The following is a 14,508-nucleotide window of genomic DNA, read 5'->3' as shown; positions in this document are numbered from 1 at the left end:
TGCTGAGTATCTATCTTTCTTTTTTCCAGGACATAACATATTCCATAAAGCCTGAATCATTATTTTTCTGTTTTTTCTTTACCCTGAAACCATTCTTCATGTAAAAATCAATAGCAGCCTTGTTTTCTGTATACACTGCCAATTCCAGGTTTAAATATAGGGATTTACAATGGTCCAGCAGTTCTTGACCGATTCCTTTTCTCTGATATTGTTCCAAAACGAATAATGCACCAATAAAACAGTCATCAATAACACTTATGAAAGCCTTGATCACTTCATCTTCCTTATAGACAAAGGTCGCAGAGATGGGCAGGTATTCCTCTTTGACAACACTATAATTTCTGGTCCAGTACTCTTCAGGTATAAAACAGTGTGAACTAATATTTGTCTTCAGCCAGATATGCATTATAGAGTCGATTTCGCAGCTCTCCAGCACCTTGATCATTATTTTCCTCTTAATTATCAAAACCTGCTCACTGGCAATAAATGATTTGATAGGTGATCACGTAAGGATTGTGTGTATTTGATATGCGATATCTAATAATGGAGTCGCAAATGAATTATAACAAAAAAAGTGCTGTGTCAGTAATACAGCCTTAGAGAACTTCATATGCTCTTTTGAATATGTGATATGAAATGTGTTTGCAACTTCTAGAATGCTTCATACGGGTGATCTTGACATTATGCCCGACACTCAATCTCACGTTTGTTTGTATCAGAGTTTAGATTGTAGATTTCGTTATATGTTTGCTCTTTAAACTTCCGCTAAGCCATAAAATTCTGATTTGGTATCACTACAAAAACAGTTACTTCTAATATTTATTAATATTTAGTTGACAACCTTTCTATACATTGTTTTTACTTAAAAATTAATTAATCATATCTGAATCTATGTTCTTTGAAGTGTACATTTTGTATGCTTATTGATAACAATTATGCTCTATAATAAGTGGCTACACCCTGCTTTATATTTTAATATTAATTTTTGGGTGGTCTCCAACTTTGTGAATACATTTTTATAGTATAAATTGGTATTAACTTTTAGCTGCATTTAAGGAGGTAGAATAAATGGATGCAATTATCATTGGTGGTTTTTTAGGTAGCGGAAAGACAACAACAGTGATCAATGTAGGAAAAGAACTGGCTGAAAGAGGCCACACAGTAGCAATAATTGTGAACGAGGTTGGAGAAGTAGGTATTGATGGTGACCTGATCTCAAAATACGGACTTGACACCAAGGAAATAACAAACGGATGTATCTGCTGCACTTTGAAACTCAACATGAAAACAACACTAACTGAACTTTACCACTCATATAATCCAGATTATATTCTGGTAGAGCCTTCAGGAATTGCTTTCCCGAATCTGATCAAAAAAGAACTCGAATTAATGAACTTCGGGGATAATATCAAAGTGGCACCTCTTGTGACACTAATAGATGGTAGCCGTTTCAAGGACATCATGAAATCAGTTAAGGTCTATGCATTAAGACAGATAGAAGATGCAGAGATACTTGTGATAAATAAGGCGGATCTTGTTGAGCCTATTAAAATGTCTGTTCTTGTAGATTCTGTACAACAGCTCAATTCCAGTGCCAGGGTTATTACTATGTCATCACGTGCAGGAGACTCTGGCTTCAGTGAACTCATGGATATGATCGTTCCATCTTTAGCTGAAGAAAGTCATGCTTCAGTAACTTCTGTGAAAGATCATACTGTAGGTTTACAATGCCACGACCATAGTCGCCATGATGAAGATCACAAGCATCATCATGGAGACCATCATCATGAGGCACACGATGGCCATGGTCCTCACAGTCATGATAATCACAATCACGAACATCACACACACTATGACAGTGAAAGTTCAGGACTTGCTTCTTATGCAAATGACTACAAAATACTGGAGGAGGACATTGATAGCGAAACTGCTAAAGTAATCTCCATGGAGATTGCCGAGAGTGTCAAATCCGAAATTATCAAACTAAGTCCTGAATTCGTGGGACACATAAAGATGTTCCTGGAAACTCCTGATGAAACTGTAAAAATAAGCATAACTTCCTATTCCGAAAACCCTGAAATGAATATCATAAAAACGACTGCACATTCTGGTCCAAGGTTTAAGATCCTCACTGCAATCTCCGGACTGAACGAGGACCAGCTTGTCGATCTGGTTGACTCAAATGTGGAACAGGTCTTTAGTAAGCGAAATTTTATATCCCAGCGTTTGCATGACCCGCATGATCATCACCACCATCACCACAATCATGACGATGATGAAGACGATCATGATCATAAGCATGAACATGGGAATAAACATAAACATCTTCATGAAGAGATGGATGACATCTATGATCATGATTTTATAAGCTGTGACACGGAAAGTAATGACTGCCAGCTTTAAAATTTATTATTTTCAATTCTCTGAAGTATTCAAAATTGTGTAATGTCGAAACTGGAGAGTTTGCATGCAAATTATCATAATAAGTGGCTTTCTTGGTAGTGGAAAAACAACTTCTGTTATCAGAATAGGGAAACACCTGCAGGAAAAAGGATTTAGCGTTTCAGTGCTTGTCAATGATATTGGTGATGTGGGTGTCGACGGCCAGGTTATCAGTGAGAATGGCCTTGAATCAAAGGAAATTCCAAGAGGTTGTATCTGCTGTACTCTTAAATATGCTCTGGAGGCAAACATAGCACTGGTGCAGGCACAATACGATCCTGATGTCCTTCTTATTGAACCAACGGGTGTTGCATTTCCTCTAAGGGTCAAGGAGCAGATCGAGAAAATGGATTTCGGTTCGGAAGTTAGCATGGGGCCTATTGTAGGGTTGATAGATGGAAGTAAATTCGATGACCTGATGCAGCACTCAGGGGAGGCGATTACAAGGCAGATAGAAAATGCAGATATTGTCCTGCTTAACAAAAAAGACCTGCTAAACACAGATCAGCTATCTGAATTTGCAACAACTATAAAGAAAATAAATCCTCACGCTACACTTCACTCTTTGTCCTTGAAATGTGATGATGGTGATTCATTCATCAGCTTTGCAGATTCACTTGTCAGAAGCTTGAAAAATAGTTCCCCAATTTCAGGAATGAATAATGAAATTACAAAAACAAACAAAATATCACTCTCCGAGTCGTGTACTCCTACGGATGAGTTTAATCACTTCAATGTAAGCAGCTATGCTGATTCCTATTCCATAAACGGTTTTTCTGATCAGAATCAGGTAACTCGCATGGCTCTGGAACTAATAGAATCGATTAAAAGAAGTATTTTGGAGTTAAATCCCCGGTTCCTGGGACACCTGAAGATGTTTCTCCACACAGAATCTGTATCTTTTAAGGTCAGTATAACCTCCTACCAGGACCGGCCGGAGATTGAATATGTCAAAACCAGAAATTCTATAGATAGTAAAATGACTGTATTTGCAGCTGTGACTGATATTGCACGTGATAACCTTGCAGATATTATAGAGAATGCGGTCAGTGCAAGGTCAGATCAGCTGGGGATTGCTATCTGAATTCAAATAAAAAACCCAAATGAAAAAAAAAGAAAACTGTATCAATGATACAGCTTAAAGGACTTCCTGTGCTCTCTTGAAGATGAGATCTGCGATGAGTTTGTCGCTTCCAAGAGGTTTTGCGTATACAATCTTGACCTTCTGTCCGTCAATCTCGAGCTCGCCTTCGTTTGTCTCTGGATCAAGTTTAAGGATCTCAGGAATGTCTTTTGTTATGTGGATGCCTGATGCAAGGAATACAGGTGCAGCAGCGATCTTTGTAACACCGGTGCCCTCAAATGACTGGAGTGCTTCTTCTACGGTAGGTTCGCTATTCTCCATGAATCCTGCTTTTACGATGTACTCAGGATTATTCTCTGCTATCATGTTAGCGATCTCAGTTACAACCTGGTTGTTGTAAGGTAATCTGCTGCCGTGACCAATAGCTAAAATTCCGATTTTTTCACTCATAATATAACCTTCTTTTAAAATGCTGGTATGATTCTTAGTTGTAATTGTGTTACTCAACGCGTCTCTACTAGGGGTCAATATGATATAATGTTTTTGATTTCAGGAGTTTATCAATATTGAAAATGGCTTTTAGTTATTTCCGTGGTTAAATAACGATTTATACATTTGCTTTTTTATGTAGTATTATTTGTAAATTTAATGCTGTAGCTAAAATTCAATTTGATTAAATAGTATTATTTTTCTAAATCCTGCATTAGGCTTTAGACATTCGGGGTGGTTAGTTTATGAAGTCATTTAACTTAGTTCTTGTTCGATCGATATCTTTTTTATTCTTGATTATGTTTGCCGGGAGTAATCGGGCCAGTTCAGATACTTTTCTTTTCAATGATTCTGAGGGGTAATTGCGATGAGCTTCGGCCGATATTCAATGATCCTTGTCGGAATGCTTTTGATTTTTCTTGTTCCTGGAACGGGTCTGGCAGATTCAGGTGAGATTGAAGTGGATCTGGTATCAGCTTTCGACACCGATGGCCAGGCAAACGACGTTGAGGTGGAAGATGGATATGCCTATGTTGTTGAAGATCACGGACTTTTGATAATTGATATCAGCACTCCTTCCTCTCCATCTCTTGCAGGAAATTACAGTATTGAAAATGAAACCTTTTGTGTTGCTGTAGAGGACGACTATGCCTATGTGGGCACTGATAGTGGTATCGAGGTTATTGATGTTAGTAATCCGGAGTCACCGGGCCTGGCAGGAAGTTATGAGACCGGGGATAACTCTGTCGATATCGTCCTCTCAGATGGTCATGCTTATGTCAGTGGTTTCTGGTATGGCCTTGTGATCCTGGATGTGAGTGATCCCACATCCCCGGTATCCGCAGGCAATTATTATGTTTATGGTGCGTACCTTAATGATATTGCCGTCTCAGGTGATCATGCATATCTGACCAGTGGGATGCATGGCTCTTCCGGTCTTGATATTATTGATATAAGCAGTTTTTCGTCACCATCCTTTGAAGGGGCATACAGTATTGGTGATGCACTTGGTGTTGCTGTATCAGATGATTATGTCTGTGTGGGAGGAAGCAGCATTTCAGATCCGGATACAGGCGTCTGGATATTTGATAGGGATAATCCCTCATCACCAGAGCTTCTGGGGAATCTGGATACCGCACCAGCATATGATATTGTTATAAAGAATAACTATGCCTTTCTGGCTAACGGATCAGGGCTTGTGATCGCAGACATCAGCAATCCCTCATCACCAGCCATTGTCGGGAGTCATCCTACAGGTGTTAACTCATACGATGTGGATGTTGAAGGTGACTATGCCTATGTAGCCAGTTATGATAATGGTTTTGTTGTCCTCCACATGGAAGAAGAAAACTCTTCCAGCGAATCTCTTCAGGTTGGGATCTCAAATCCTGATGGTACTTTCTCGGTAAATCCGGGTGATTCACTATTGCTTGAAGCTAAAGTGACCGACAATCTGGGAAACCTGATGAAAGGCTCTGAAGTGTCTGTCCGGGCAACTTTCTCGAATGGTGACGAATCGATTAACCTGTTCGATGATGGTAATCATGCGGATGGGAGTTCAAATGATGGTGTATATGCTAACACATGGATGCCTGAAGTCACTGCAGATGACAGTGCTGAAGCTCCGTGCACTATAAAAATATCCGCCCGGCATTCAAGCCTGAAGGCTGCAGATGCTAAAGTAAGTGGTGTGGTTATATCTGAGACTCCTGAACCTTCTCCAGATAAACCTCCGAATCTCATTATCTCGGATGTGATGGTGGATGGCACCACCATAAATTATGAAATCAAGAATACCGGCTCAGGTGCATCGGGCTCCACAGATTCATATCTTTATATAAATGATATGAACAGGCAACTTGCATCCGACGAGGTGGCATCTCTGGAACCAGGTGAATCCAGAATTGAATCGTTCAGTTATACATATGAATCGGCAGGAAGAACCGATACTATCAAAGTTGTGGCTGATGCCACATCAAGTGTGAGTGAGGAGAGTGAAGACGACAATTACAGGGTTGAGGGTTTCAAGGATGATGGAAGAAGCCTGATGAAAATAGGGATATTGTCTTTGCAGGATGGCTTTACTATAAACTCCGGCGAACCCCGACTGGTCAGGGCAAAAGTAACTGACAATCTTGGAAACCCCATGTCAGGTAAAAGTACGAGTCTTGTGACCGCAACTTTCTCCAGCGGCGGCGATCCAGTGAGGTTATTCGATGATGGTGAACACAACGATGAAAATCCGGACGATGGTATTTATGCAAATGAGTGGACACCGGAAAAACGATCCGATGACTCTGATACTGAATGTACGATAACGGCTTTTGCACACAACTCTATGCTTGGAGATGCACATGACAGTATCAACGGACTAATTCTCTCAGGCTCTGCTGCCAGTACCGGGACATCAACCGGAGAAAGCGAAATTGAAAATGCTGAAGTTGCCGAATCTTCTGATCAGGAGAGCGGATTCAGTAAATGGTGGGGACCAGGATTGATATTACTGATGCTGATTGGCGGGTTTATGGCTTACTCTCTGCCCGGTGTCCTGGTCTCGCTCAAGAAGGAAAGCATCACGGAACTTGCTATCATGAAGCAGGCAAATGCTAGCAATTCTTTTGATTACAGATCATACATATTCAACAGCTTTGAGAAGGGAAGGGAAGTATCCGTGATCTTACCCTCCGCAAATGTCATCAGAATGGAACCCGATGCCTCAAGCTCCCAGGATAGTTTTTCCTGGGAAGGTGTGCACTCCCGGGAATCCATGACATATGTAGATGATGAGCAGTATGAGCATCTCTTCTTTGAAGCTACAGTGGAGTACACGAATCCTCTGGGTATATCTGTGAGCACAAAGGCTGACAGTCCTGTAGCCAGCATCAGGAACAATGGTCCTGTACCCGTAAAGAATATTTTTGTCATTTATACTGACGGAGTACGGCAAACACGCTGTCTGGCATATCTTGCTGAGGTCGACGCATTCTCAAACGGTACTGCAGGCCTTGAGGGCACCGACTACAATGTACAGAGGCTTGCGAATATAATGACCGAGGCTGGTATTCCTGCTGAATCAGCATCATCCTTCTTCGAAAGTAGTGAAAATTCCAGCAGTCTCCTTGATAAGGATGCATGGAGGAAGATCAACCAGATGTATCTCCTTTACCAGCTTCCTGAAAGTATGCACAAGGAACTTGTATTCATTGAAGTAAAGCCTCAGGCTGCTGTAAGGGAGAGATTCTGCTGGGTTGTGGCAGAGGTGGGGTGATAATTTTATGTAGTTAACGTTGTCGAGAGGAATATTCGTTGAATATCCGATAAACAGTAGACGAAGATAAGTTCTTTGTCTTCATTTTTTACCTGCAATTGAGCAGAATCAGGAATTGGATTTTCTTACATACCCGAATAAGTTTGAAATATTCAGGAGGATTGATTCTAAGTAATACACAGTATCTAAAGTTCAATTTTAATAAATACTATCGTATTCACTATTTCTTTAGGTTGGATTCATCAGGGGGTGGATATTCGTGAAATTGTTTAACTCAGTTCTTGTTCGATTGAGCGCTTTCAATTATGGTATCATATGCGGATTGAAGGATAATCCGGATATTTTTGACTTTGTGATTCTAAGGGGGACTAAAAATGAAGAATGATTTTAAAAATATGATTTTTGCAGGGCTAACTTTGTTTTTCATTATCTTTGGAGTTACAGTAGCAGCTGCAGATGAGATCAACATAACTCTGGTATCCACTTTTGAAACAGATGGCCAGGCATCTGATATTGATCTGAAGAGCAACTATGCTTATATAGCCGATAGTGAAAACGGCCTTGTTATAGTTGATGTAAGCGACCCATCCTCGCCGGTTCTTGCAGGAAGATCTGATGTCAACGGTTCTGCAGACAACGTTGCAGTCGAAGGTGATTATGCCTACGTGACAGACGAAAATAAAGGTCTCAGGATCATTGACGTCAGCCATCCCTCACTACCAGTTCTCGTTGGCAATTATGATACTGGTGGTACTGCAAGGGGCCTTGCAGTATCGCAAAACCATGCTTATGTGGCAGACGGCTCAAACGGACTTGTTGTGATCGATGTGAGCGATCCGACATCCCCGATTATTGCCGGCAATTTCAGTCAGCCCGGTTTCCGTGCATTTGATGTTGCCGTCGAAGATGATTATGCATATGTAGCTTCTGATTCCGGTCTGTTTACTTTTGATGTGAATAACCCCGAATCGCCAGCTCTTACAGGCACAAACAATCCGGGCTTTTATGTGATGGATTTTCAGTATGAGGCTATCACTGTTTCAGACAATCGCACCTATTCAATTGATTCGTACAACCGTCTCTTTATTGACGATATAGGTGATCCCTCGTCCCCGGTCACATATAAGAATTCGACGGAATGCAGCCCCGCAGCAAGTACTCCCGGGACTAATGTGGGTGTGGTTGTTCTGGATAACTATGCCTACGCAGGCAGCGAGCATTTTGGTATAGTCAATGTCAGTGACCCATCATCACCTTTCATTGCAGGCTATTATGATACGGAAGGTGCGGCATGTAGTGTTGCAGTTTCAGGTGATTATGCTTACGTAACTGATAGTAGGGGTCTTGTGATCCTCCTGATGGAAAAGGAAGGGACCACACCCGCAAAATCCATTCAGATAGAGATTCTGAGCCCGGAAGCTGGTCTTTTGATGGATCCGAATGAGTCCATATTGATACAGGCAAAGATTAGCGACATTGATGGAAGCCAGTTACAGGATCCAGCGGAAACTTCAGTAAAGGTAACTTTCAACAACAGTGAAACTCCGGTCTACCTTTTCGACGACGGAAATCATAGTGACGGGAATACAGGTGATGGCATCTATGCAAACGAATGGATGCCTGGAAACATATCCAATATCAGTGAGCTGGAGTACACGATTACTGTCTTGACACAGAACCCGGCATCAGAAGAAATGAGTGATGGAATCAGTGGTCTGATCGTCTTCAATGATGATATTAACAGTACAAGTACAGATGCATTTAATTCACAAACAATTGACCCGGAAAAGAATTCAGGTAGTGAAAATTCAGCTGGTATTTCATCCTCAGGTGGGGGGACTGCCAGCTCCGGCGGAGAAAGCGGAGATCTCACGTACAAAGATGCTGAACCGGAAACGGAATCAAAAGACAGTGTCATATCATCTGAAGCCGGGACCATGGACTCTGAATCAGGATTAAGCTCATTTGAATCTTCTGAGGAGCAGGAATCTTCGGAAAAAAATCCGGCCTACAGCAAAGAATGGGCTCTCGGATTTGTGCTAGTATCAGTAGGGATAATAGCTGTCTATTCAATAACCGGAAAAAGGAGGTAATGCTTCTTTTTCCTTCATTCCTGTTATTTACTGTATTATCCGTTTCTCTCCGGAATACACATACAGGTTCTTTCCCCTCACAAAAGCCACAAGTGTGATCCCTGTCTCTCTTGCAAGTTCCACAGCCTCACGCACAGTTGCACCCTTGCTGGCAATAAGAGGAAATCCGGCGTTCACTGCCTTTGAAACCATGGTGGAGGCAAGCCTGCCTGTGGTTATCAGGGCGCATTTTGACAGATCGGTGCCGTTCATAAGAGCTTTTCCGACAACCTTGTCAACCGAGCATGCTCTTCCCACGTCCTCGCAGAAGAAGAGTACTTCTCCCAGTTCGTCGCATACCATGGAAGTGTGTGCTCCGCCTGTAAGGTGCCAGATTCTTCCAAGCTCTTTTAGCTGGTTCACTGCATGGATGATGGAATCCGAAGTAAACTGTGCATCAGAATTAATCTGTCTGAAATCGTCCCTGCGGTATGATGTGCTTCCGCATCTCACGATATGTTTCAGTTCTTCCAGTTCCTGAGTATTGATATCAATTTCACAGAAAATGGAGTTCTCTTTGATTGCGATCTCATGGATTTTGGTATCGGGTTCTATGAATCCATCGCAGACCAAAAATCCCAGAGCAAGCTCTCTGAGTTCGTTAGGACTTGCAAAAAAAGTGGTTATATGAACGTTATTTACGAAAAGGTCTAACCTTTCTTCGATGATAACGTCCACATCGATATGTTTTTTGTTGTTCTCTGTGATTTCCAGGCACTTCAGCGGGACATAAAAGGGAGAGGAATTGTTTTCCTCATCTTCCCGGAAGACCTCGGTCTTCCTGTCTCCTTTTAAGTGCCGTTTTTCACTCATGCTTCTTTGATGGCCTTTACCTTCTCAAAGAGTATCTTGAGGGTTTCCTCGTTGCTCTTTGTCTCTGAGAATGGTGAGTCTGTGAACGGTTCGAAGTGTACGGGCACGTTGTCGAGCCTGTAGAAGGTACCGTCACATTCCATGGCATCGATTACACCTGGCAGTACTACATCTGATGCGGTTACTGTCGGACATGGTGCGATATCGATACAGACCATCGGGATATCAGCGAGATACTTTGCACAGTCTGCAGGGATATGGTTCACAAGGTCAGCAGACATGACAAATGCTGCGTCAACGTCCTTCTCCCTGAGCAGGTCCACGGTTGTGGTCTCTCCGGGGTTGTACCTTGGGTATCCCTTCATGAAGTCTACACCGAACGGGTATCCGTAAAGGTAGGATGCAAGCTGGTTGAATCCTGCTACGTTACAGTGACCTCTGAGAGCACCGATGTTACACTTGGTGTAGTTATTCATCTCCTTGACGAAGTTCAGTGCGATCTCGATGTTCCTGTGCTTACCGTATGATGATGAGACACCAAGTCCTACGTAGATAGCCACGAAGTTTGATTCCTTCATCATCTCAACGGTCTGCTTCATCACAGAGATAGGAATTCCTGTGATCTCTTCAACAGATGGGTGTGGTTCCTTTCCGTTGAGGATAGTGAACAGTGCGCTGAGAAGCTCGTAGTCGGTGTTCGGGTTGAGCTGCATGTGCAGATCGGATGCCACTGCTGTAGGAGTTGTTCTCGGGTCCACTGTGACCAGTGTCCTGTCGAACCTTCCTCTCTTTGTCCAGTAACCTCTCGGGAATACACCATACTTGGACATGTGCCTTGGCATTGATTCCAGAGCGTTGACACCCCAGTAAACGATCATGTCGGCCCTGTTCTTTGCCTGACCTGCGGTAGCTCCTACCATGCCGGATTCCTGGATTCCCATAACGGTTGGTCCGTGGCAGATAGTTGCATTGGAGTCTGCTGCACCGCCAAGATACTCGGCAATGTGCATACCTACTTCCTGAGCTTCACAGGATGTCTCACTTCCGAGGAAGAAGAGCGGACGCTTTGAGTTTGCCAGGAGTTCTGCCGCCTTATCAAGTGCCTCTTCCCAGCTGACATCCTTTACCTTTCCGTTCTCCCTGATCGTGGGTTTTAAGAGCCTGTGGTGGCTTACGACTTCCTGGAACTTGGCGTTACCCATCTTACATGCATTCTGCACGTCGATTGTCTGGTTCTTGACATCCAGATCTACCTGAACGTCGTCACATGAACCTCCGCAAACCGGACAGATGATGTTCTTGTACACCATTTTATTCACCTCCCATGTACAGCTTCAGGACAACTTCCTCGGCGCTGAGTACCTCTTCATCTGTAGGTTCAACAGTGACGGGGCTTCCCTTGTAACGTGGTGAACCCGTGGAGAATGTGTCAGGTTCGACGACTACATTGGCCCAGATGGATCTTGGTATGAAAACCTGGCCCGGTCTCATTGCCTCTGTAACCTTCGGGTAAACTGCAATTGTATGTTTTCCGTCCCTGGATGTAACTGACACCTTTTCCGGGCATCCGAGGGCTGCATAGTCCTCTGCACACATCCAGCAGACACCACATTCCTTTGTGTATTCGTCGGAGTACTTGTTACCGCCCTTGGCAAGTCTTCCTTCGTTGATAGTACTTCCTGTATTGAGTAATGCTTGCATGAATATCACCTCAGAGACACTCGTTGTTTGCACAGGACACGTACAATGTGCCTTTTCCTTTCTGCGGGATGGCGTAGTCACCTGTGAACTTCTTGTATTCGCCGGTGCACGCGATGTCCTCGAACTTGATATCAGCTTCGACATCTTCCAGCTCGAATCCCGGGGTGAACCTTTCAATGTTACCTCCGATAACGATGGTGCCGCCGGTCATCTCTGCTCCGACTGTTCTGTGAGCGTTTCCTTTTACAACGATAAGGCCGCCGTTTATGCGGATTCCACAGAAGTGCTTTACATTTCCTTCTATGATGATCTCTCCTCCGCTCATTCCGCCGCCTACCTGGTTTATGGCATCGCCGCCAACGACTATGCGTCCGCCGGTCATACCGTTCCAGCTACCTCTGTATGCGGAACCGAGGTGATCATGTGTGTTTCCTTTAATGTGAAGCAGACCGCCTTTCATTTCCATACCGGCCCATGAACCTGCGTCTCCTTCCACAACGATCTCGCCGCCGGCCATCTCAGCACCAACATGCATGCCGGTTGAGCCCTTGATGAGGATCTTTCCGGCTGTCATGCCTTCACCGATGCGCTTGATTCTTGGTACGTCACCGTCAACTACAATGGTGGTATCCTCAGCACTTGACCCGCCATCGCCCTTGACATCAAAATAATTGGCAAGAGGATATTCCTCCGGTCCCTGCCAGACGAGTATTTTACCGATCTCCTCTGCGGTCTTACCTGCAAAGTTGTCAGGTGTGATGGTTTCAGCCTCAACTGTCAGGTCAAAGTTTCCTGTTGGTTTAAGAGTTACTTCTGCCATGAAATCACACCTCTGCGTCTATCTTGATCGGGGTTGGGTTTGCAAGGTACTTGTCAGGTGTCGGATAGTTGTTGAATCCGATGGTGTAGTACTTGAACCAGTCCTTCACGTCGTTGAGCATGTTCTTCTCATCCTCAGCGCTGATTGCGATATCACTGTAGTAGGTCTTCTTCTCGGGGATCGCAACGATCTCACCCTTCTGGGATACGACCTCACCGCCCTTGACGGTGTATGCTGCGTTCTCAAAGGCCCTTATGATGCTCTCATAGTCACTTACTTCGAGTGCCTTTGGATCAAGGTCATATATTGCGACATCTCCGTCAGCACCAACTGCGAGTGTTCCCTTGCTGTGTGCAAGACCGATTGTCCTTGCAGCATTTGCACGGGTGACAATGGCAATCTCGTTGAGGTCCATCTCCCTTGTCTCGGCAGCCAGTCCAGACCTGTCCTGTGCCCACTTGTGGCATTCTGCAAAGGTGTCCTGTCTTGCCTTGTTGGACATCAGCCATGCAATTACCTGTGGGTATTTGATGAATGGTCCGCCGTTGGGGCTGTCGGTTGTCATGATACTCTTCCATGCGTCCTTGACGTAGAGCAGTGTCTCAAGACCCATTGCCCACTGTACACTGTGTACAGGGTTGCTCTTCAGGTATGTGAACGGAAGTACTCCTGAACCACACTCACACTCTACATCCGTGTTGGACCACTTGTGTCCGGTAAGTACGTAGAGGTCGTGGATCGCAGGACCGTCACCGGTCATAACCGTTGCGTCACCGAATGGTACACATCCGCTGTCCATTACAACGTGGTCGTGGCTGTTCACGTAGTCGGTGATTCCCTTGACTCCGGATTCGAAGTCTCTCCAGGATGTTCCGCCGAATGCGTTGAACTGACAGTGTGTAAGGTATACGGACTCATGCCTCTGTGGCTTCATCTTTGTCTCTGCCCACTCGACATTGGTGTTTGGCCTTGCCTTGACAGGCTTTGGAATCTTGAGTGAGTCCCTTGTGATCTCCCAGCATCCGGGGTGTCCGAGGTTGTTTGCGTGCAGGTGCACTGGCATCGGGAATCCGAGCATCTCGTTAAGCTCTGTGAGTCCTTTTATGATCTCCTCTGGTGTGACCTCGAAGTGGATGTTTGCCTGATCAAGAGCTCCTACGTTCTCTCCCCATCCCCAGTTCTCTACACCGGCAGGGTTGACACATTTTATACCGTAGGTCTTGTGGGTCTTCATCATCCAGGCAATGTATGCTGCAGCCTTCTCGATGTCTCCTTCCTTGAGGTATCTCATAAGGAACCAATTGTTACCCAGTACAAGGTATCCGCCCATGTCCAGCATTGGGGTTGAGCGCATTTCCTCGTGGGTGTGGCGTGCTTCCATTGGCGGGACAGCTGCCTCGAAGACAGTTGTGTATCCCATCTTGGAGTATTCATATCCTCCGAGGTATACTGAAGGAACACTGTATCCGCATCCTGAGTGTGCGATAGGTGTCTTCTTCTGGTAGAATTTGTAGTGGTCCTCAGGCCTCATCATCCTACCGCCGTTGACCTTTGCTCCGGCGACGTGTGAGTGTGAGTCCACACCACCCGGCATTACGGTCTTGCCGGATGCATCGATTTCCTTGGCATCTTTCAGCTCGGATGCGGTAAGTTCGGTAACAACTTTACCGTTCCTGATGAAGATGTCCATTTTTTCCCCATTGACTTCGTTCAGGGGATCGTAAACATAACCATTCTTAATTGCAATTGTTCCAGCCAT

11 protein-coding genes are annotated in these 14,508 nt (G+C 44.3%); 4 read left to right on the top strand and 7 right to left on the bottom strand.

The window, feature by feature from the left end:
- Positions 1 to 10: 10 nt before the first annotated feature.
- Complete coding sequence (locus tag HWN40_RS08910) at positions 11 to 445, bottom strand: N-acetyltransferase (protein WP_176965406.1); 435 nt, start codon at positions 443 to 445, stop codon at positions 11 to 13.
- Between the two features lie 623 nt (positions 446 to 1,068).
- Between HWN40_RS08910 and HWN40_RS08905 the strand changes: the two genes are divergently transcribed.
- Both HWN40_RS08905 and HWN40_RS08900 read left to right on the top strand, forming a co-directional pair.
- Complete coding sequence (locus tag HWN40_RS08905; protein ID WP_176965405.1) at positions 1,069 to 2,403, top strand: GTP-binding protein; 1,335 nt, start codon at positions 1,069 to 1,071, stop codon at positions 2,401 to 2,403.
- A gap of 64 nt (positions 2,404 to 2,467) precedes the next feature.
- The gene (locus tag HWN40_RS08900) at positions 2,468 to 3,526 is read left to right on the top strand and encodes a GTP-binding protein (RefSeq protein ID WP_176965404.1); all 1,059 of its coding nucleotides are present in this window, start codon (positions 2,468 to 2,470) and stop codon (positions 3,524 to 3,526) included.
- 54 nt (positions 3,527 to 3,580) lie between these two features.
- Here HWN40_RS08900 and cfbA read toward each other — a convergent pair whose 3' ends face one another.
- Positions 3,581 to 3,976, bottom strand: coding sequence for a sirohydrochlorin nickelochelatase (gene cfbA / locus HWN40_RS08895; RefSeq protein ID WP_176965403.1), 396 nt, complete (start codon positions 3,974 to 3,976; stop codon positions 3,581 to 3,583).
- 406 nt (positions 3,977 to 4,382) lie between these two features.
- On the opposite strand from cfbA, the gene HWN40_RS08890 reads away from it, so the two are divergent.
- Together HWN40_RS08890 and HWN40_RS08885 are read left to right on the top strand one after the other, a co-directional pair.
- Positions 4,383 to 7,283 carry a CARDB domain-containing protein gene (locus HWN40_RS08890; RefSeq protein ID WP_176965402.1) on the top strand — a complete coding sequence of 967 codons (2,901 nt, stop codon included), beginning with the start codon at positions 4,383 to 4,385 and terminating at the stop codon, positions 7,281 to 7,283.
- Between the two features lie 416 nt (positions 7,284 to 7,699).
- Positions 7,700 to 9,376 carry an LVIVD repeat-containing protein gene (locus tag HWN40_RS08885; RefSeq protein ID WP_218165467.1) on the top strand — a complete coding sequence of 559 codons (1,677 nt, stop codon included), beginning with the start codon at positions 7,700 to 7,702 and terminating at the stop codon, positions 9,374 to 9,376.
- Positions 9,377 to 9,403: 27 nt separating this feature from the next.
- Here the strand turns inward: HWN40_RS08885 and fdhD are convergent, their stop codons facing one another.
- Genes fdhD through HWN40_RS08860 form a run of 5 tightly spaced genes read right to left on the bottom strand, consistent with a single transcriptional unit; the run spans position 9,404 to position 14,508 of the window.
- Positions 9,404 to 10,228 (bottom strand): formate dehydrogenase accessory sulfurtransferase FdhD, encoded by an 825-nt coding sequence (fdhD, locus tag HWN40_RS08880; RefSeq protein WP_176965400.1) that lies wholly within the window; start codon positions 10,226 to 10,228, stop codon positions 9,404 to 9,406.
- Positions 10,225 to 11,538 carry a formylmethanofuran dehydrogenase subunit B gene (locus HWN40_RS08875; protein ID WP_176965399.1) on the bottom strand — a complete coding sequence of 438 codons (1,314 nt, stop codon included), beginning with the start codon at positions 11,536 to 11,538 and terminating at the stop codon, positions 10,225 to 10,227. The genes fdhD and HWN40_RS08875 overlap by 4 nt, the downstream gene beginning before the upstream one ends.
- Before the next feature lies 1 nt (position 11,539).
- A complete protein-coding gene (locus HWN40_RS08870) occupies positions 11,540 to 11,929 on the bottom strand; it encodes a molybdopterin dinucleotide binding domain-containing protein (RefSeq protein ID WP_176965398.1) in 390 nt (129 codons plus the stop codon).
- Positions 11,930 to 11,939: 10 nt separating this feature from the next.
- Complete coding sequence (locus HWN40_RS08865; protein WP_176965397.1) at positions 11,940 to 12,749, bottom strand: formylmethanofuran dehydrogenase subunit C; 810 nt, start codon at positions 12,747 to 12,749, stop codon at positions 11,940 to 11,942.
- A 4-nt stretch (positions 12,750 to 12,753) separates the two neighbouring features.
- A complete protein-coding gene (locus HWN40_RS08860; protein WP_176965396.1) occupies positions 12,754 to 14,508 on the bottom strand; it encodes a formylmethanofuran dehydrogenase subunit A in 1,755 nt (584 codons plus the stop codon).

The sequence above is a fragment of the Methanolobus zinderi genome (assembly GCF_013388255.1).
GTDB classification, from domain to species: Archaea; Halobacteriota; Methanosarcinia; order Methanosarcinales; family Methanosarcinaceae; genus Methanolobus; species Methanolobus zinderi.
The sequence above is the reverse complement of the archived record's forward strand: the minus strand, read 5'-3'. Positions and strand labels throughout refer to the sequence as shown.